The 20407-nt window shown below is 71.5% G+C and carries 12 protein-coding genes and 1 pseudogene; 7 read left to right on the top strand and 6 right to left on the bottom strand.

The features are described from left to right. Window positions 1-107: 107 nt before the first annotated feature. The 5 genes from ACYVDG_RS01175 to ACYVDG_RS01155 form a co-directional block, all read right to left on the bottom strand. On the bottom strand, window positions 108-1205 hold the full coding sequence (locus ACYVDG_RS01175; RefSeq protein WP_460745894.1) for an SEC-C domain-containing protein: 1098 nt from the start codon (window positions 1203-1205) through the stop codon (window positions 108-110). Window positions 1206-1468: 263 nt separating this feature from the next. Then, window positions 1469-2755: a TIGR02679 family protein gene (locus ACYVDG_RS01170; RefSeq protein ID WP_460745893.1), complete on the bottom strand. Its 1287-nt coding sequence runs from the start codon at window positions 2753-2755 to the stop codon at window positions 1469-1471. Next, window positions 2746-6945 carry a TIGR02680 family protein gene (locus tag ACYVDG_RS01165; protein WP_460745891.1) on the bottom strand — a complete coding sequence of 1400 codons (4200 nt, stop codon included), beginning with the start codon at window positions 6943-6945 and terminating at the stop codon, window positions 2746-2748. The genes ACYVDG_RS01170 and ACYVDG_RS01165 overlap by 10 nt, the downstream gene beginning before the upstream one ends. After that, window positions 6942-8150, bottom strand: coding sequence for a TIGR02678 family protein (locus ACYVDG_RS01160; RefSeq protein WP_460745889.1), 1209 nt, complete (start codon window positions 8148-8150; stop codon window positions 6942-6944). Before ACYVDG_RS01160 ends, ACYVDG_RS01165 begins: the two co-directional genes overlap by 4 nt. Further along, window positions 8140-9831, bottom strand: coding sequence for a TIGR02677 family protein (locus tag ACYVDG_RS01155; RefSeq protein ID WP_460745887.1), 1692 nt, complete (start codon window positions 9829-9831; stop codon window positions 8140-8142). The genes ACYVDG_RS01160 and ACYVDG_RS01155 overlap by 11 nt, the downstream gene beginning before the upstream one ends. Before the next feature lie 160 nt (window positions 9832-9991). Here ACYVDG_RS01155 and ACYVDG_RS01150 point away from each other — a divergent pair, with 160 nt between their 5' ends. The 7 genes from ACYVDG_RS01150 to ACYVDG_RS01120 all read left to right on the top strand — a co-directional run bounded on the left by ACYVDG_RS01150 (window position 9992) and on the right by ACYVDG_RS01120 (window position 20251). Then, complete coding sequence (locus ACYVDG_RS01150) at window positions 9992-12076, top strand: plasmid pRiA4b ORF-3 family protein (RefSeq protein WP_460745886.1); 2085 nt, start codon at window positions 9992-9994, stop codon at window positions 12074-12076. Window positions 12077-12218: 142 nt separating this feature from the next. After that, the gene (locus tag ACYVDG_RS01145) at window positions 12219-14273 is read left to right on the top strand and encodes a plasmid pRiA4b ORF-3 family protein (RefSeq protein WP_460745885.1); all 2055 of its coding nucleotides are present in this window, start codon (window positions 12219-12221) and stop codon (window positions 14271-14273) included. Window positions 14274-14469: 196 nt separating this feature from the next. Further along, the gene (locus ACYVDG_RS01140; protein WP_460745883.1) at window positions 14470-15585 is read left to right on the top strand and encodes a winged helix DNA-binding domain-containing protein; all 1116 of its coding nucleotides are present in this window, start codon (window positions 14470-14472) and stop codon (window positions 15583-15585) included. A gap of 79 nt (window positions 15586-15664) precedes the next feature. Beyond that, complete coding sequence (locus tag ACYVDG_RS01135) at window positions 15665-16639, top strand: SDR family NAD(P)-dependent oxidoreductase (RefSeq protein ID WP_460745882.1); 975 nt, start codon at window positions 15665-15667, stop codon at window positions 16637-16639. Window positions 16640-16774: 135 nt separating this feature from the next. Continuing rightward, complete coding sequence (locus tag ACYVDG_RS01130; RefSeq protein ID WP_460745880.1) at window positions 16775-18316, top strand: sodium:solute symporter family protein; 1542 nt, start codon at window positions 16775-16777, stop codon at window positions 18314-18316. A 21-nt stretch (window positions 18317-18337) separates the two neighbouring features. Continuing rightward, window positions 18338-18745, top strand: coding sequence for a hypothetical protein (locus ACYVDG_RS01125; RefSeq protein WP_460745878.1), 408 nt, complete (start codon window positions 18338-18340; stop codon window positions 18743-18745). Between the two features lie 33 nt (window positions 18746-18778). Then, window positions 18779-20251, top strand: a complete 1473-nt coding sequence (locus tag ACYVDG_RS01120) for an AMP-binding protein (RefSeq protein WP_460745877.1) — start codon at window positions 18779-18781, stop codon at window positions 20249-20251. 53 nt (window positions 20252-20304) lie between these two features. Here ACYVDG_RS01120 and ACYVDG_RS01115 read toward each other — a convergent pair. Continuing rightward, window positions 20305-20407: pseudogene (locus tag ACYVDG_RS01115) on the bottom strand (IS982 family transposase); the annotation flags it as partial.

The raw sequence follows: 20407 nt of genomic DNA, 5'->3' as shown, positions 1-20407 counted from the left end.
CGGGTGCGGAGTCCGTTTTTACGCAATCCGGGGACCGCAGCGCCAGGCGGAGGCCCTCGGTGTCTGAAACCGCCGAGGGCCGTTCAGCGCGGAGGCCGGTGCGGGGGTCAACGCAAGGACGGGGACCCGCAGCACTTCTTGTACTTGCGCCCCGAGGCGCACCAGCACGGCTTGTTGCGTTCGGGCGGCCACGGCCTCAGCCGCGGGTCGTCGTGGGCCAGGGACTCACCCCACTCACCACGGAGCTGGCGGTCCGAGGGCTCCCCGCCCCGACTGCGGGCGTACTCCTCCATCTCCGCGAGTGAGAACAGCGCCAAGCGCCAGTCCACACCCGGGTACTCACGCGATTTCTCGCGCAGTACCTGCTCCCCAGCACGAAAGTAGGCGTCGGCTCCCTGGTCGACGTACTCTCCGGTCAGCACCGCGCGTTCCCTCGCCAGGTGGAAGTCCTCCCTGGAACAGAGGACCTGGTGCCCCCGCTGGCGTCCGGGCCGACTCACGGGAGGCGGCCCAGGCGCGGCAGGAGGCGGCCCGTCGGCACCACCGAGCTCCGCGGGGAGAGACGGCTGCGGCTCGTTCTGGGACAACCCGACGGCGCGTGTGAGCCTGTCCATCATCTCCGCGGGATCGGCGCGATTGTGCACCCTGCGGTCGAAGTCGTCGGGGGCGTACCCGAGGTCCGCACGGACCCGGGCCCGGCCGATCAGGGCGTAGGCGAACACCAGGTCCTCCTCGTCCAAGTCCTTGGCATTGCCCGCCAGGTACTTCTGAGACGCGATGTCGTAGCAGGTCAGCGCCTGCTCCAAACGGCCCTGCGCGGCCAGCATCTCGGCCAGCAAGCCGGCGGGGGCTTTCTGGAGGACCCCCGGCACGAGGAGATCGGCGATGACGTGTTCCGCACCGTCCCGGGTCTGGCCGCCTTCCTCGGCGAACTGGAACCGCAGTTTCTCCATGGCCGCGAACTGGCGGTATTCGGTATCCGGGCCGTACTCGATCAGTGCGTCGAGGACCGAGACCGCCTTTTCGGCGCCTCCGGCGGGATCGGGCCCCGCGGCCTCTTCCAGAAGGATCTCCCCCGCCGACTCGGGGTACCGGTCCATCTCTTCGAGGACGCCCTGGGACAGGTCCAGCCGCTCGGCAGCGGCCCGCAGCGCGGCGCCGGAGGCGTCCGCCGGGTGTTGGGGGGACAGCGTGTTGTGCACCATGGGACTACGCTAGCCACAGACCACCCGTCCTGGGCCCGAAACCGGATCATCGGGGACGGCGGTGCGGAGGAGCAGCCGCCCTCGGTCGGCTGCCCACCCGGGAGGACGCGGTCGACGCCGGACCCGGCGCCGTCTGCCCCCGGCTGTTGGACGGGAACAGGCCCCGGAGCACCCACCACCCGCCTTCCGCCGAGTAGCCGGGGAATCCCGCCCCTGGCCACTCAGCGCCGCTTTCCCTCCGTTTGCGAGCGGGCGCGTCCGGGTCAGCAGGGCCGGACTGACAGGTCGGTGAGCAGGTCCTTGAGCACCGCCTCTTCCTCCACCCGGCGGCCGCGCTCGGCCATCGCCTCGGCCAGCGCCGGGTCCCATCCCGTCGGGGACGGCCTGCCGGTGAGCGCGGGCCCCGTCTCCGAAACCGAGGCACTGTAGTCGGCGGCCGCGAACCGCCACGGCTTCCAGTCCACGTGTGCGGCCACGCGCGCGGCGATGCGCACCCCGCCCCAGTCGAAATCGGCGTGCAGGCGCACGCGCGCACCACCGCTGGCCGCCTGGCGCAGCAGTGTCAGCGCTGCCGCGCTCGGCTGCCCCTGCAGGCACACCAGCGGGGCGCAGTCGGCGCCCAGGCGGTCCGCTGCCGCCGAGAGGACGGCCGGGTTCTCGCACACCGAAACGGTCACCCCGGACCAGTCCGGCCGCGGGCGGTCCCGGACCAGCTGGCGAAGCGTGAGTACCGCGGGTTGGCCCGCCCCGGCCAGGGCCGCCAGAGCCCGACCCGTGGCGGTGGTGCCCTCGCCGGGCAGGTTGAGTGCCAGCACAGTGGAGGACAGCTCGTCCTTGAGTACCCCCGCGCTCGCCCACACGCGCCGACGCCAGGCGGCCCCGCTGCCTTCGGGTTCGCCGGACAGGACGCGGGCCGCGCCCAAGACCAGGCCGGAGGCGGGCCGGTCGTCGTCCAAGGCGTGGGAGTCGCCCAGCACCCGGGCGGCGAACTCGCTCAGGGCCACCCCGTCGGCGGGGAGTGCGGACACGGCGGCGGCCACGGCTTCCAGAAGGTCCGCTGCCGCAGCGGGGTCGGGTTCCAGGCGGCGGACCCGGCCGTCGGCGCGCACCCCGGCGCACCAGGCCGCCAGATCTGCCCGCCGCGCGCAGATCCGCTCCAGGGGCGCGAACGCGGTGTCCCAGGCGCGTTCGCGTTCCTCGGCCTCCTCCTTGCGGGTCCGGACCGGACCGGTCAGCTGGACGACGGCGGCCGCCAACCCGTCGGGACTGGCGCCGCTGGAGCGCAGCACCGCGTCCAGGTCGTCCAAGGGCACGCGCAGTGAGCTCCCCCTACCGGGGCGGCGGCCGAGCAGGGACTCCACGGCCGCGCGTTCACCCTCGGCGACGCCGCTGAGCGTGAGGGCTCCGGTCAGGGGTGCGCCGTCGGCCATCCGGCGGCGGAGCCGCGCCAGGAGCCGGGCGGTATCGGGGGTACCGAGCAGCCGTTTCAGGCGGTGCGGGTCCGGCCCCGGTACCGGGTCCGGGTCAGCGTCAGGGCCGTTCAGCTCCACAAACCCTCCTGCTCCCCCAACCCCGCGCCGGTACCGGAGCCGTCCGGAGCGGGCGACTCCACGCCGCCCGCCTCGTCCGGATCGGCGGCCAGGAAGCGTTCCCGGCCGTCCCACTCCCAGCGGGTGACCAGGACCGCGCGGACACCGTCCACGCGGGAGAGCTGCGCGATGGCCAGCCCGGGCACCTGCGGGTAGCACCCCCACTCGCGTTCGCTGGTCATCGCCACGTCGAGGTCGAAGGCGCGCAGCAGCCCCAGACACTTGGCACGGGAGTCGTCGTCCACCCCGGCGAACGCCTCGTCCAGCGTGATGAGCCGGGGCACGTGCGGGTTGGCCGCCGTCGCGTAGTAGGAGGAGGCCGCCGCGAACAGGGGCACCGACACCGACAGTACGCGTTCGCCGCCGGAGGCCGGACCGGTGGCGCTGCTCCACTTGCCGTGCTGGTGGCGCTCGACGGCGAAGTGGTGCCAGGAACGGTAGTCCAGCGCCCGGGTGAGCCGGTCGAACCAGGAGCCGGTGGGGTCCTTGGCCCGCTCCTGTTCGATGAGGCGTTGCAGGAAGTCCCCGACAGCGGTCCGGTCCTGGGGCGACCAGGCGTCGGCGCTCTGGCGCAGGAGGCGGTCGCGTGCGGTGGCCACACCTTCGGGTGCGTCCCCGCGCAGCCGCCAGGACAGGCGCAGCCGCATCCCGGTACTGGTGGGCCGCTCCTCCAGTTCGGCGTTCATGCGGAGCACCTGGCGCTCGGCGGTGCCGATGAGGTCCTGCAGCGTTCCGGCGACTTCGGTGAGCAGGTGGTTCTCCAGCACCTCGCGCTCGCGGGCCGAGAGCAGTTCGCGGCGGGCCGCGACCTCGGCCGCCAGTGCTTCGGCGAGTTCGGGCACGGGCTGTTCGCGGCCTTGGAAGGTGACGCGGACGATGATGACACCGGCCACGGGCCAGGAGGAAGCGCCGTGCCCGTGCCGGGACAGGGCGTCCTGGAGGTTCTTGAAGTGCTGTGACAGGCTCTTCTGCAGCCGGTCCCAGACCTGCTCGGAATCGTCGGTGCCGTCGAGTTCGCGCTCCACGGCCCGGGCCAGACGCACGGCCGGGCCCGCCGCCCAGGGCTGGTCGGGGTCGGGCGCCTCCAGGCCCGGCAGGGCCACGTCCAGCAGGCCGGTGGCGCAGAAGGCGCGCAGGCCCTCGACCGCCTCGGCGCGGGAGCGCAGGCTGTCCTCGATGTCCTCGTCCAGGCGCTCGAGCCGTCCGGCGGCGCGCCCTCGCCGGTCCAGGGCTTCGGCGCGGGCGGCGGAGAGGTCGCGCTCCTCGGTGCGGCAGGACTCCAGGTCCGCTTCCACCTGGGCGAGCAGGCGGTTGAGTTCGGCGACGGCCGCGCCGACGGTCTCGCTGAGCGTGGTGTGGCGCTGGTCGGCGGCGCTGGCCTCCAGCCGGGCCTGTTCGGCGCGTTCGGCGAGGTCGGCGGCGACCTCGCGGCTGCGTTCGGTTTCGGCCCGTTCGTCGGCGAGTGCGCGGCGGGCATGGGTGTGGTTGCGGACCGCGGGCCACAGCCCGGCCAGGCTCACCTGGTAGTCGGAGAGGGCCTTGCGGTGTCCGCCCAGGGCGTCGTTGGTGGCGGGGGTGCCCAGTTCCGCCGCGGTGTCGGTGAGTTCGCGTTCGGCGGCTTGGCGGTCGCGGCGGGTCTGTTCGGCGCGGTCCGAGCGCTCGTCGCGGAGGCGGGTGAGGCGGACCGTCGCGCGCACGGTGTCGGCGACGGCGGCGTGGGCGGCGCGCAGGGCGGTGTCGTCGGGCAGAGCGGCCAGCTCGGCGCGCAGGGTGCGGCGCCGCTGTCCCAGGTTCTCGAGTGCGTGTTCGGTCTCTTCGATCCGGTGGGCGAGCTCGCGGAGTTCCTGTTCGATCCGGGCCAGGCGGTCCCGGCGCGCCTGTTCGCGGGCGCCCTCTCCGAGGTAGCGGGCCGTGTCCTTGACCCAGGTGCCGCGCAGGGCACCGACCCGGAAGGAGCCGTCGGTGCCGACCCGGGTGGCGGCCGCCGAGTCGGGCCCCGCGCCGATCCCGGCCAGGAGGGCTCGCAGGGTGTCGGGGCCGACGGCGCGGGCGTCGGGGTCCTGCGGGTCGATCGCCGGGTGCAGCAGGGTGCCCAGGTGTTCCCCGGTGACCGGGGAACCGGGCACGGCGTGCACGTCGTGGGTGTCGGGATCGGTGAGGGCGCCGTCGGGGCCGACCCAGGCGTCCAGCAGGCCGGAGGCCTCCAGGGCAGCTTCCAGCAGTGCACGCTCGCCCTCGTCGAGGTGGTCGGCGAAGTCGACGAGTTTCCACAGGGGTGCGCCGGGGCGCCCGGGGGCGCGCTCGGCGGTGCGGGTGTGGGGTGCGGGCGGTGCGGCGGGGCCGCCGGCGGCGAGCTGGCGTTGTTCGTCCTCCAGCTCGGTGCGCTCGCCGTGCAGGGAGGTGCGGGCCAGGCCCAGTTCCGCTTCGCGGGAGGCCAGGTCGGCCTCGACGAGTTGGGCGGTTTCCTGGGCGCGCACCCGCGCCGGGTCGGGGCCGTCCAGGGCACCGGCCCAGGCCTCGACCCGGTCGAGGGTGCTTTCGGGGTCTTCCGGGCGCAGCTCGGAGCAGCCGTTGAAGTGGTCGCGGACGGCGCGGACGTGGGTGTCGGCGGTCTCGGCCAGTTCCTGCTCGGCGGCGGCCCTGCGGTCGGCCAGTTCGGTGAGTTCGCCCTCGGTCTCCTCCAGCCGTTGCAGGGCGGTGCGGTGCGCCGCCGCCGCGGTCTCGGCGGCAGTGAGGAGGGAGGCCGTGTGGTCGAGGGCGCGGGTGCGCCGTTCCACGAGCGCCTCGGCGGCCTGTTCGTAGGTGGCAAGCGAGGGATCGGCCCCTTCCGCGCTCGCGGGGTCTCCGTCGGCGGGGCGTTCGAGAGGGCTTTCGACGGTGTCGCGGTGACCGGCCTCCACACCTGCCCTGGCCGCGGCGCGGACGGCGCCGGAACGCGCGGAGCTGAGCGCTTCGGCCTCCCTTTCGAGGCGCTCCCGTGCCTGGGCGCCGCGCTGCTCTGCGCGGGCCGCGTCCTGTCCGGCCCGCGCGGCGTCGCCCGAAGCCTGCTCGGCTCGGCCCGCGGTCTGCTGGGCTTCGATGCGGGCGCTGTCCAGGTCGCGTGCGCTGTCCATCTCCGGGCTGCGGCGCAGGGTTTGGTCCTGCCCGCGCAACCGGGCCACGCGTTCGTCGAGCTCGGCGGTGCGGGCGTCGACGCTGGTCAGTGCGGACTCGGCGGCGGAGTGGGCGGCCGCGGCCTCGTTGCGGTCGGAGGTGAGCCGTTCGTAGCGGGAGTGCTCGGTGCGCGGCGGGCGGGCCGCCCGGCGGGCCGCGGCGCGGGCGTAGTCGCGGTAGTGGCCGAGGAAGCCGGAGGCGGCGCGTTCGGCGTCGACCATGGCGTTGAGCTCGGTCTCGTCCTCTTCCAGTTCCCGGTAGGCCTCGGCCACGTCGGCGACGATCGCCTGGTCCACCGGGGGCAGGGACTCGGTGAGCGCCTTGGAGAGGGCGGTTTCGCTGGGCCGCTTGGACAGCTGGGGTTGGCGCAGCTGCACGAGCAGGTCCACGAGGGCCCCGTAGCGCTGTTCGCCCAGTCCGAACAGGGCCTCGTCCACGGCCCTGCGGTAGTCGCGGGCGCGGTCGTAGACCATGCCGTGGCCTTCGACGGCGTCGGCGAGGCGGTCCCGGGACAGGGCGGTGCGGGTGGCGTCGAGCAGACTGAGCCCGTCCGGGTCGCCGATGCGCTGAGTGGTGGAGAAGTACCAGTGGCGGGCGATGCCGCGCCCCGTGACGGCCTTGAGGCCACAGCCCAGAGTGCGGAACTCGGTGCCACCGTCGGCGGTGCGGCGGCCGAACTCGATCCAGGTGTAGCCGAGGCGGTCGCCGTGCGGGTGGTCGCCGCCCAGGAGCAGGTTCCACTCCATGCGCTTCTTGGGGTCGCCGTCGGGTTCGACCCGGTGCGCGGAGAGTTCGCCGTCCAGGAGGAAGGGCAGGGTCAGGGCGAGCACCTTGGACTTGCCGGTGCCGTTGTTGCCGCGCAGCAGCAGTCGGCCGTCGCGGAACCAGAACTGCTCGTTCTCGTAGTAGAACAGGTCGATCAGGCCCACCCGGAGGGGCTGCCAGCGTTCGCGTCCGGGCTCGGGCAGCCGTGCGGCTGCGGGCAGCGGTGCGGTCACGGGTTGCCTCCCTTGGGTGTGGTGACGACGGGTTCGGCCACGGCGTACCGGGCCAGGGCGGGGCGTCCCACGACGGCGGCGCGGCCGTCGACCGTGGTGTGCGCGGCCAGGCCCAGGGCGCGGAGCCGCTCCAGGGCTTGGGCGACCAGTTCGGGTTCGTTGCCGGGGGCCCGGGCGGCCTTGGACCAGTAGGAGGCGTGTTCGACGGCGAGTGCGCGCACCCGGTCGCACAGCGCCTCGACGGTGACCGGCCCCTGGGCGGCGGCCAGGTGTTCGGCGAGCAGCAGGGTGGCGTGTCCCTGCGTGCCCTGTTCGGGCATGCGCACGTCGGTGAGGTCGTCGTCGGGGTCGACCATGCCGATACCCTCGGCGCGCACCTCGGGGACCAGCCCGGTGAGTTCGGTGATCCTGCGGGTGAGGGCGGCGCGCTGACTGGTGAGGTAGGCGCGCTCGGCTTCGGTGAGCGTGTCGTAGTAGAGGACGGGGTCGTCGAGCAGGCGGCGGGTGAGGCGGTGGCGGATGGCCGTGTTGCGCAGGTCGTCGCTGTCCAGGTGGTGGGCGACGGAGTCCTCGGCCAGGGCGCGCAGCCGCTCCTCCGGGCCGGTGTCGGCGACGGTGGAGGGTCCCCGGGCGCCGACCAGCATCCCGGCCAGGACTCGGCGGTCGACGTCGTAGAGGACGTCGCCGGTGGAGCGCACGAAGGCGTCTTCGTCTCCGGCGACGCGGGCGAGCACACCCAGGTTCAGCAGCAGGCGGACCACGGCCACCAGGTCCATGCGCTCGTCGCGGGTGGCGAGGGTGAAGGCGAAGTCGAACTCGGGGGCGGCCGCCTCCAGGATGACCTGCTCCGACAGGCGGCCGAGGGCGATCTGTGCCTCGGCGCGCTCCAGGACTGCCAGGGAAAGGCACAGAAGGACGTAGCGCCGCCGGTCGAAGGCCAGACGGCCCCGGCCCTGCTCCCGGGCCGGGTGGGAGGGGTCGTGCGGGTTTCCGGGGACCTTGCGCAGACGCACCGTCTCTGCGTCCACGTGCAGGACCCACCCGGTGTTGCGGTCGAACCAGGCCCGCAGCTGGGCGGCGTGCTCGCGCACCAGGCGGAAGTCGGCGTCGTCTCCGCTGGCGCGCAGGAGCGGGCGGCGCAGCAGGGCCCGGGCTGCGCGGTGCATCCGGGCCCGGTCGAGGTCGTGCGAGGCGCTAGCGGCCACGGTCCTGCCCTCCGGTCACGTCGATGATGCGCACCAGGTGGTCGGGGCCGGTGAACGTGCCGCCGGGGGTGCGGATGGTGGCCTCCCCCGCCTCTTCTCCGTCGGCGAGGGCGCTCAGGTGGATCTCCATGGTCCCGTCGTTGCTGGTCGCGAAGGTCTCCCTGGTGTCGTGCCCCCACCGGGCCAAAGCGTCGCCGAGCAGTTGCAGGAACAGGCCGAAGGCGACGGGGTCGAGTTCGCCCAGCTCGGAAAGGCGCACGGTGCCGTCGGTGGCCAGCCGGGCCCGGGCCGCGGCGATCTCCCGTGCCTGCTTGCGGGCGAGCTCGGCCAGATAGCGGCGTTCCTCGCTGCGGTCGACGACCTTGCGGGCGCGGCCGCGCCTCTCGTAACTGCCGGTACGGCGCAGGCGGGGACTGATGGTGAGCGGGTCGGCTTCCGACCAGGGGGTGTGCGGCGGGACCGGATCCCGGTCGCGGGCGTCCAGGGTGGCGGCGTCCACGGTCAGGTGGCGGGAGGCGTGGAGCCCGAACGCGGTGCGCCACAGCCGGTGCCGGGAATCGTCGTCGGGGGCGTCGGCGAACCACCGGGCGAGGGCGCGAAAGTCGGCCGAGCGGTCGGAGCGGCCGGTGCGCCGTTCGTTGATCACCGACACCACCCGCAGCAGCTGGGGGATGGAGCTGCGGGCGCTGACGCGCAGCCGCTGGGACTGGGCGGGCCGGTCGGGTTCGGAAACGAACCAGGAGCGCAGGCCCTCCCAGCGGCGCCGCCAGACCGCCAGGGCCTCCTGGAGGTGCGGGGGGTCCTCTGCTGGGGACTCGGCCGTCTCACCGCCCGTCCCCTGCCGGTCAGCCCCCTGCCGGTCAGCCCCCTGCCGGTCGGCTTCCTGGCCTCCGGGTGCGGCGTCAGCGGCCTCGCGCTCGGCAGCGGTGCGCAGCAGGCGCCCGACCGGGCCGGTGCCGGTGCCGTCCCGGTCGAGTTCGCCGAGCACGTGGGCGATCTCGGCGCCCCGCGTGATGAGGTCGGCGATGAACCGCTCCAGGTAGGAGATGAGCCGGTCCTTGTAGGCCAGGAACGCGTCGACGTCGGCGTCGTGCAGGTCGATGGTGCGCTGGAGCGAGCCCATGAACGCCCGGGCGTTGTCGGCGAGGTCGGTGAACCGGTCGACCAGCATGAGCAGCGCCGCGTGGGTCTTGGCAGGGTCGGGCTCAGGCTGGTCGGCCAGTGCGTGCAGCGCCCACAGGTGGGTGGCGATGTCGGCCAGGGCCACGGTCTGGAGGGCGCCGCGCTGGCCCAGCGCCTCGTCGTAGGCGGTCAGCGCCCGTTCGGCGGCCTCGCCCGCCCGGGTCAGCTGGTAGATGTGGCGGCGCCGGTAGAAGTCCTCCACGGCGGTGACCCGTTCGGTGTCCGGGTCCTGGCGCAGGTTGCCCCAGCCCGCGAGCTTGACGAGTGCTTCGGCGACGGGGTCCGCGGTGGCCGGGCGGAGTTCCTCGGGCAGGCCGGTGTGGACCTCCTCGGGGCGCAGGTGCACCTGGAAGCGTTCCTTGGCGCCGACGAACACCGTCATCACGGCGCGGTAGAGCTCGGAGTTGGGCGCGTTGAGGTGGGCGAAGGTGCTGTAGGGGCCCTCGCGCGCGTCCTGACCCGAGGGGTCACCGGGCTGTTGGTGAGGGAGCGAAGACATCGCGTCCAGTATCGCCCACGGCGGGGACCGACGGTGCCGTCCGTATCAATAGGCGGGGTTTTCTCCTGCTGAAAAGTGTGCCCGGCGCCGCTGCAGGCGGTAGGAAGGAGCCCAGACGACACGGCGGCGCGGCCGCACAGCAGCAGGACGGGAAACGACGATGGCGCAGCGGAAACTGGAGAACCGGGTCTACCGGCTCCTGATCGAACTGGACGGCACCCACCCTTCGGTCTGGCGGCGGGTCGAAGTGCCGGCGACCATGCCGCTGGTCCACCTGCACATGCTCATCCAGTCCGTGATGGGCTGGGAGAACTCCCACATGCACGGCTTCGAGTTCGGTCGGCGCCGGTACAGCGCCTACGAGGACATGATCCACGAGGGCGACCTCGACGAGTACGAGTTCCGGGTGGGCGACGTGCTCAGCCGCAAGGGCTCCAAGGGCACCTACACCTACGACTTCGGCGACGACTGGCTACACCTCATCACCGTGGAGGCGACCGGCGAGGCCGATCCCGACATCTTCTACCCCCGGCTGCTGGACGGCGCCGGGGCCGGGCCACCCGAGGACTGCGGCGGAGTCGGGGGTTTCGAGCACCTGCGCACCATGCGCGACCACCCCGAGAGGATCGACGGCGTGTACTTCGGCCTCGACCCCGAGGAAGAGCGGGCCTGGGTGGAGGAGATCGAACCCGACGACCTGGACCTCGACGGACTCCAGGACGCACTGCGGGCGATGTTCGAGGCGCTGGAGAAGGGCGAACTGCCCCCGGCGGACCCGGACCTCTACCCCGAGGAGACCCCGCCCCCCATGCGTCCGGTGTCGCTGGCGCCCGAGGCGGAACTGGCCCGCACGGCCGCGGAGACCGAACCGCTCCGCGGACTCCTGGCGCTGGCCCGGTGGTTCGGCTCCGACAGGGAACTGACCAGCAGTGGTGTCCCCAAACCCGCGGACGTGCGCGCCGCCGTCACCGAACTCGGACTGCTGCGGCCCGCCGCGGCGAACGAGGCCGCCGTCTGGGACGAGAAGCTGCGGCGGCTCCGCTCGGCCCGCGACCTCCCCGGCTTCCCGGAACTGTGGGAGGTCGCCCTCGACCTGCGTTTGATCGAAACCCTGGGCAAGCGGGTACGCGGGGCGGACGGGGTGCTCGAGGGGCTGCCCGACGAGCGGGTCCTCGGCATGTGGGCCCAGCTTTTCGAGGACGCCCTCAACGGTGAGCCCATGGGCAAAGAGGCGCACACGCTCGATCCGCAGGCGACCGACCTGGCCGTCCGTGCGCTGATGGACCTCTACGACGCCCCCGACGATGCCGAGATCCCCCTCCACTCACTGGTCGAAGGGCCGGTCAACGAGATGGAGGAGGCCGGGTTCTCCGACGGCATCCCGGTCGAGCAACTCATGGAGGTGCTGGTCGGCAACCTGTACGCGGCGCTGTTCGTCCTGGTTTCGTTCGGCGGCGTCCGGCTGGTGGACCACACCCCCGACGAGGTCTCCGTGCAGTACCAGCACGGCAGGTTCCCGTTCCTGATCGCCGATCCCGCCGAACCGAGCCCGCACGCCCGGATCGACTGCGCGGCCGTGCTCACACCCCTGGGGCGGTACGGCGTGCGGGAGATGCTGCTCAAGTCGGGGATACCGGCCCCGTTGGTCGGCGAGTCGGCCGACGCCGGTGCCGCCGAGTTCCTCGATGCACTGTCGCTGACCCCTCCGGAGTTCCACCAGGAAGAGATCGCGGCGTGGACAGCTGGGCGCGCCGTGGGCGACGCGGTCCGCGACATCACCGAAGCCGCATCCGAAGTCACGGCGGAGGGCGCGCTCCGCCGGGCCTACGCCGCCGAGGTCCTGAACTCGCTGGGCGCACCGGCCCAGCCGGAACTGCGCGACCTGCTGGGGTCCGAGCACCCCGCGCTGGCCGCTCTTGCCGCCGGGGCGCTCATGGCGTCGGGCACACTCACGGAGGCGGAGTACCAGCGGCTGAGCACCGAGTACGGGCCCTGGTTGGCCATCGACATGGCGTCGGGGCCGCTGGAACAGGGCGAGGAGTATCTGGCGTTCCTGATCGAGCTCAACACCGAAGAAGGCACGGGGCCGATCGGAGAGCTCCTGCTGGCGGACGCGAACCGCTTGTGGACGATCGACCACCCGGGCACGGTGCCGGTGCTGGAGGCGCTGGGTCGGCTGCACCCGGACAAGAAGGTCGCCAAGGAGGCCCGCCGGGCGGCGCACAAGGCCCGCAGCCGCAGCTGACCCAGGAGCGCAGCGAACAGCGCTTCCGCACGGCGTGGTCCACCTCCGACCGCGGGATCCGTTCCATGACAGGGGTGCCGGGCGCCGCTGAAGGCGATAGAACGGAGCTTCAGACAACACGGCGGCGGGGCGGGAAACGGCGATGGCACAGGGGAAACCAGAAAACAGGGTGCACCGGATCAGGATCGTGCTGGAGGGTACTCTGCCGCCGATCTGGCGGCGGGTCGAGGTACCCGAGGCCATGCCGCTGAGCGACCTGCACACGCTCGTCCAGGCCGTGATGGGGTGGCAGAACGCGCAGCCGCACTTCTTCGAGTTCTCCGGACGGCTCTCCGGCGACAGCGAGCACATGGGAGCCGGTGCGGCCGACCTGGACGAGACCACAACCGTAGTCAGCGACGTCCTGGGCCGCGGGTGTTCCCAGGGCACCTACACCTACGACCCCGGCGACGACTGGCTGCACGTTCTCACCCTGGAGGAGGTCGGCAAGCCCCGACCCGACACTGTCTACCCTCGGGTGTTGGACGGCTGGGGCGGCTGCCCGCCGGAGGACTGCGGCGGCCTGTTGGAATTCGATGACCTGCGCGAACTCCGTGACCACCCCGAGTTGTTCGACGAGGACGAGGATCTCGCGGAGGAGCAGCGGGAGTGGGTGAGTCTGCTCGCACCCGACGACCTCGATATCGAGGCCGTTCAGCAGGACGTACGCGCGGCCTTCGGGACTCTGCCGGAGGAAGGGACCGCATCCTCCGGCAAACGCGTCCTTCCCGCGCGACCGGTGTCCCTGCCCGATCCGAAGGAGCTGGCCGAGAGCGCGGAACGAACGGAGCCGCTACGCGGGCTGCTTCGCCTGGCGCAGTGGGCCGTTCCACACAAGCGGCTGACCGCAGCGGGTACGCTCCACCCGGCCGAGGTCCGCCATGCGGTCGAGGAGCTCGACCTGCCGCTGGAGGACGCCGGGCACGAGGTCGCGGAACGCGGCGAACAGGGGCGAGGGAGCCGAGCGTCCGGGGGCCTCCCGGACTTCCAGTCTCTCTGGCGCACGGCAGTCGATCTGGGACTGATCCACACGGAATCAGGCACGGCCTTCCCCGCCCCGGAACTCCTCCTCGGAAAGCTGGCACCGGCGACAGTGCTGGACCTGTGGGTGGAGCTGTTCGAAGCCGCTGTCAGCACGGCATCACCGGCATCCGGCCCCGGAGTTACCCAACCCGCCCTGCGCCTGCTCTACGAAGCACCCGACAACGCCGAGCTCTCCCTGTCCCAACTGGCAGCCGGACTACGCGCGGAGGCCGAACATGCCGGTTTCCCCCTGACGAGCGAACTGGGACTCACTCAGGAGCTCGTCACAGGATCGATGTACCAGTCGCTGCTCCGTCTCGCCGACACCGGCGGGGTCCGCCTGGTGGAGGGCTCCCCCGGGCGTCCCGCGAAGCCGTACCGCCCCGGGCCGAGGGATTCCGAGGCCATGCAGTGGCTGGGTTCCCTCTCACCACAGCCCGTAGGCCAAGGCGCAGAACACGCGGTTGTGCTCACCCCGCTGGGCCGTTATGGAACACGCCAGGCGCTCCTCAAGGCAGGGGTCCCCGCGCCGCTCAGCCAGAGCATCGCCGAATCCAGTGCCGCCGAACTCCTCGACGCGTTGCGGGCCCTGCCCAGGACACGGTACCTCGCCGAAATCAAGCCGTGGGTGGCAAGGCGCACGGGCGCCGAGGCGGTCCGTGAGATCGCCGAGGCAACCGCTGACTCCACCGGTGGCGGTGCGGTGTATCGAGCCCTCGGAATATCCGTTCTGAGTGAGGCTGGTGAGCAGGCCCTGCCGGAACTGCATGCGCTGCTCAGGTCGGATCGGCCGATGGCAGCCGGACTGGCCGCTGGCGTCCTGCTGAAGTCGCGCTCTCTCACCAGGGAGGAGCACGAAAAGCTGCTCGCCGACTACGGCCCCTGGCAGGCAGTCGACGCTGCTGCTGGGCACTTGGTGTGGGGCGAGGATAACTTGGTCTTCCAACTCACGAGCGCCCCTGGTGAGGCACCGGACAGGATCGGGGAGCTCCTGCTCGCGGACACCGACCGGATGTGGAAGATCGACCATCCGGCCACGGTGCCGGTGCTGGAGGCGCTGGGTCGGCTGCACCCGGACAAGAAGGTCGCCAAGGAGGCCCGCCGGGCAGCGTACAAGGCCCGCAGTCGGCGCTGACTGAGTACCGCGCCGCGTGCTCCGAACCTCTGTTCCGCACGGCGGCTGCCGATCCCCGCACGTAAGCGGGGGTGCGGGAGTACGGGGGTGCGGGGGTGCGGGGGTGCGGGGCGCCGACGGCAGATGTGGCGGACACGGACTGTCCTCCACTTCTGCGATGGTTCTCCTGGACACGCATGGAACAGGGGAACAGACGATGACCAGCAGGACCGCGCCCGTTCTGGACGACCGGGCGCTCAACCGCGCCACCCTGGCCCGGCAGGCGCTGCTCGCCCCGACCGGCGCATCGGCCCTGGACACCGTGGCCCACCTCGGCGGGCTCCAGGCACAGGAGCCGCAGGAGCCGTTCGTCGGGCTCTGGTCGCGGTTGGGCTCCTTCGCCCTGGCGGAGCTGTCGGATCTACTGACCGAGCGCCGGGTGGTGCGGGTCCACCTCATGCGGCGCACCGTCCACCTGGTCACGTCCGAGGACGCCCTCGCCTGGCGGCCGCGGTTCGACGCCATGCTGCGCCAGAAGGTCATGGGCGTGTACCGCAGCGAACTCAGGGAGGTGGACCTGGCGGAGCTCGCCGAGGCGGGCCGGGCCGTGATGTCCGACGGTGCACCGCGCACCATGGCCGAACTCGTCGAGGCGGTGGCCGACCGCTGGCCCGCACCGGGGAAGCGGCCCCTGGGCGAGATGCTGGTCTCGGCGCTGCTCCCCGTCGTGCAAGCGCCGCCGCGCGGTCTGTGGCGGACCAAGGGCGGGGTGCGCAACGTGCTGATCTCCTCCTGGCTCGGCCGTGAGATCGACCCGCCCGCGCCGGAGGGCTCCGATCCGGTGGGCCAGGCCCTGGTGCGGCGCTACCTCGCCGCGTACGGTCCGGCGACCTCCACCGACCTGCGCTCGTGGTGCGGGTTGTCCGGGCTGCCCGCGGCGGTGGCGGCCATGCGGGACGAACTGGTCTCCTTCCGCGACCAGCGCGGCCGGGAGCTGCTGGACCTGCCGGACGCCCAGCGCCCGGACCCCGGTACCGAGGCCCCGGTCCGGTTTTTGCCCGCGTTCGACAACGCGGTCCTCGGCTACCACTACCGGAGCCGGATCATCGACGACGAGCACCGGGGCCTGTCGGTCGCCGGTGAACGCGTGGTGCTGGTGGACGGCCGCGTCGCCGCGACCTGGCGGCCCGAGGGCGGCGCCGTGGTCGTCACCCCGTTGCGCGCCCTGGCCGGGAACGACCGGGCGGAGGTCGGCGCACAGGCTGAGCGGCTGTCCCTGTTCCTGTCCGAGGGCGGGAGCGACCGCGTTCGGATCGACGCACCTAGCGGCTGACCGGCCGGGCCCGGTGCCGCCAGACCCGGGCGTTGCCGGACCCGAGTAGAAGTCCCAGAGAACCACCCTTGACACCACCGTGCTCCAGTTCACATACTACTCCGTATCATTCCTAGTAGGAGGGGTAAGTTACGTGGACTTCACGTTTTCCGAAAAGGTCGCCATCGTGACCGGGGCCGGGGGCGGCCTGGGCCGGGCACACGCCCTGGCTCTGGCTGAGCGCGGCGCGAAGATCGTGGTGAACGACCTGGGCGGCCCCCTCTCAGGAGCGGGGGCCGACGAGAGTCCCGCCGCCAGGGTGGCCGCCGAGATCGAGGGCCGCGGCGGCGAGGCCGTCCCCGACAGTTCTGACGTCACCGACCCGGACGCCGTCGGCCGCATGGTCGATCAGGCACTGGAACGGTGGGGCAGGGTCGACATCCTGATCAGCAACGCGGGCATCCTGCGGGACAGGTCGTTCGCCAAGGCGGACACCGGCGACTTCCAGAAGGTGGTCGACGTCCACCTCATGGGCGCCGTGCACTGCGCCAAGGCCGTCTGGCCGCACATGGTCGCGCGGGGATACGGGCGCATCCTCCTGACGACATCGGCTTCGGGGATCTACGGCAACTTCGGCCAGGCCAACTACGGGGCGGCCAAGTCCGGGCTCGTGGGGCTGATGAACGTGCTCGCGATCGAGGGCGAGCCCAAGGGGATCCACGTCAACTCCCTGGCCCCCACCGCGGCGACGAGGATGACCGAGGAGCTCATCGACCCGGCCTCGCTGGCGGCGCTGACGCCCGAGTCGATCGCGCCGGGGGCGGTGTTCCTCGTCTCCGATGCCGCCCCGACCAAGACGATCCTCGCCGCCGGAGCCGGGGTGTTCGCCGTGGCCCGCATGGCGGAGTCGGCGGGCGTCCACCTGCCCGAGGCGGAACGCTCGCCCGAGACCATCGCCGCGCGCTGGGACGAGATCACCGACATGTCCGCACCCGTGGTCACCGATTCCGCGTTCGACCAGACCAACCGCTACGTGGACCTCGCCAGAGAGCAGCATTCGAACGTCGTCGCGTAGCTCCCGGGCCCGACCCCGTATCGATGACACCCCTCATCCCGAACGGGTCGGTGATCCGCGGCGCGGGCAACGGCCAGCCCGTCCGATGACGGGACGCCCCGATGACAGGCCACCCTCCCAAAGAAAGGACACAACATGACTCCGGTCATCGCCATCATGTTGTTCTACTTCGCCGTGATGTTCGCCATCGGGTACTGGGCGAAGTCCCGGGTGAAGTCCTCCAGGGACTTCCTCATCGCCGGCCAGAGCCTCGGCTTCTTCGTGATGGCCATCGGCACGTTCGCGTCGATCCAGAGCGGTTTCGGCATGATCGGGCACACCGCGAACACCAACGCCTGGGGACTGCAGGCCCTGGTCGCGGCAGCCCTCCTCGTCCCCGTCTCGTTCGCGATCTGCTGGTTCCTGCTGGGCGCACGCCTGTACAAGCTGGGCCGCAAGTACGAGGTGTACTCCATCCCGGACGTGATCCGGATCAGGTATCCCGGACGTGCGGCCCACGTGACCATGGCGGTCGCCATGTTCGTGGGCTCCGTCGCCTACATGACCGCACAGGTGACCGCCACGGGTGTGATCGTCAGCCTCATCTTCGGGACTTCGATCACCGTCGGCGCGATCATCGGTTCGGCCGTGGTGGCGCTCTACACCATCGCCGGGGGCATGCTCGCGGGGGCCTGGACCGACTTCATCCAGGGCCTGCTCATGATCGTGATGTCGCTCGCGGCCTTCATCGTGGCCACCAACACCGTCGGTGGTTGGAGCACGATGCTCAACACCATCGCGAGCCACGACGTCGACTTCCTGCGGCTGGACGCCAGTCAACCGCTGACCTACATCTACACGTTCGTCGTGATGGCCATCCTGGGCACCGCCGCCCAGCCGCACCTCATCACCAAGTTCCTCATGCTCCGCTCCCACTCGGAGCTGAAGTGGGGGGCGTCCATCGCGGCTCTGGGCTACGCGCTCACGACGCTGTTCGCCCTCGGGGTCGGCCTGGCCATGCGCGCCCTGACCATCGAGGGGCGGGCGCCGGAGCTGGACAACATCGACAACACCACCACCTGGTTCTTCGAGAACATGGTGTCCCCGGTGTTCGCCGGTTTCGTCATGGCGGGCCTCTTGGCGGCGATCATGTCGAGCTCGAACTCCTTCATCGCCGTCGGCGCGTCCTCGCTGATGCGCGACCTTCCGCTCGCCTACGGGATCACCGTCCGCAGAGAGGTCTTCTGGGCCCGGATCACCAGCGCGATCGTCGTGGCGTGCTCGCTCCTGTTCGGCCTCTACCTCTCCCAAGTCGTGTTCCTGCTCGGTGCCATCGGGTGGGCGGCCTTCGCCTCCGCGATCTTCGGACCCTTGGCACTGGGCCTGTACTGGCGCCGCGCGACCGGGGCGGCCACCACCGCGGCCATCGCCTTCGGCATCGTGGGCAACCTCGTCACAGCAGCCCTCACGGCGCAGGAGATCATCACCCTTCCCACCTACATCCAGACCGGCGGACTCATCACCTGCCTCGGGATCCTGATCTTCATCGCCCTGTCCGTGGCCGTGCCCTCCCGCGGGTGCGATGCCCGGTTCACGCGGATGTTCGGGCCCGGCGCACCGGAGGACGAGGCGGTCCCCGATGACAAGGCGGTCCCGGAGGACGGGGCGACCGCTGAGCCGAGCCGCCGAACCCCCTGAAGAAAGGCAAGGTTGGTCACCATGAAGTTGGACCGCACCGACACACTGGTCGCCGTGTGCTTCGCCATCACCGCCACCGCCACCGTCGGAATGTTCTTCGACGTCTGGCATCTCGTCTACTACGCCATCCCGGCCCTGATCACTCTGCTCATGCTCATCGGGTCGCTCAACATGCGCCACGAGTGGAGCGCGACCGTGGTCGTCTCGCTTCTGTCGTTCGGGGCGGTGCTCACGCTGCTGTTCGCGGCCGCGCACGCGACACTGCACGGTTCCGGCTACTGGGGCGGGCTGCCGACGTCGTCCGCGCTGGTCTTCTATGCCATCTGGCCGTTCACCACGGTGGTGGGCCCGCTGCTGTTCACCCTCGTGTACCAGAAATGGATCCGCCACGACTTCGAGGAGAGCCAACCGGAGTCGGCCCAGTCCTGATCGGCACCACGACACGAACGACGGAAGGTACGCATGCACACGCCACCCGAAGGGTTTCCGCTGTGCGACATCCCCGGACACTACGCCTCACTGCGTCCCGGAACCGTCGCCGTACGGTGCGGTGACGAGGAGCTGACCTGGGAGCGCCTCCACCTCGACAGCAACCGGGTAGCCCGCGGACTGGAGAGTTCAGGCGTCACGGCCGGAAGCATCGTCGCCCTCATACTCCCCAACGGGACCGACCTGATCGTGGCCGCGTTCGCCTGCTACAAGGCGGGCGCGGTTCCGCAGCCCCTCTCCCCCAAGCTCACCGGCACGGAACGGCGGGAGATCCTGGAGCTGTCGGAACCGGCTGCCACCGTGACCGGGTCACCGGCGTCCACCGTCCCCAACGGGGTGACCGTCGCCCAGCTCCGCGCACTCGGCGACGCCGACGACCTGCCCACGCGGATCGCACCCTCCTGGAAGGCACCCACGTCCGGAGGGTCGACCGGCCGCCCCAAGATCATCGTCTCCGGCAAGGACGCGACCTTCCGGAGTTTCGACGCGCAGGCCTGGGGGATCGAACCCGGGCAGCGCACGCTCATGACCGCACCACTCCACCACAACGCGCCGTTCGCCACCACGATGCCCACCCTGTTCACCGGGGGTTCCGTGGTGTTGTTGGGGAAGTTCGACCCGGAGACCACGCTCGCGGCGGTGGAACGCCACGCGATCGACTGGCTGTACCTGGTGCCGACGATGATGCGCCGCATCCACGCGCTGCCGGAACAGGTCCGGGGGCGCTACGACCTGTCCTCGCTCCGGTCCGTCTGGCACGTCGCGGAACCGTGCCCGCCCTGGTTGAAACGGGCCTGGATGGACTGGCTCGGCCCGGAGACGATCTGGGAACTCTACGGGGGGACCGAGGCGCAGGCGGGGTGCACCATCACCGGCCGCGAGTGGCTGTCCCACCCCGGCTCGGTGGGGCGTCCCGCCTGGGGCGAGATCAAGATCGTCGCCGCGGACGGCACCGACGAGACAACGCCGCGCACCCTCGGCGAGGTCTACATGCGGCCGGCGGAAGGCAGCACCGCTTCCTACCGCTACATCGGCGCGGAGCCGAAGGCCCTCGACGGCTGGGAGTCCCTCGGCGACCTGGGCGAACTCGACGAGGACGGTTACCTGTACCTGCACGACCGGCTGTCGGACATGATCGTCACCGGCGGGGTGAACATCTATCCGGCTGAGGTCGAGGGGGCGCTGATCGAGCATCCGGAAGTGCTCTCCAGCGCCGTGATCGGGCTTCCCGACCCCGACCGGGGGAACCGTGTCCACGCGATCGTCGAGGCGGCAGAGGGTTCGGCGGTGACGGCCGCGGGTCTCAGCGCGCACGCGCAGGAGCGACTCTCTCCGCACAAGCGGCCGACGAGCATCGAGATCGTCCACGAACGGTTGCGCGACGACACCGGCAAGATGCGCCGTTCGGCCCTTCGCGCCGCAAGGCTACCCGGAGTGAAATACTGAGTAGTATGTAACCTTGTGTGTTCAGAGCACCTAGATGATTGAGTCCGATGTCTTCAGTGGTCGTAGGCGATCAGGGACCGCTTGACGGGGGCGTTGGTCTCCCAGTTGTGCCAGATCGCCGCGGCCATGGCCAGCAGGCGCTGTGCGGTACGGGCG

Source organism: Nocardiopsis oceani, assembly GCF_054777395.1.
Note: the sequence above shows the minus strand (reverse complement) of the source record. Positions and strands in the feature narration are given on the sequence as shown.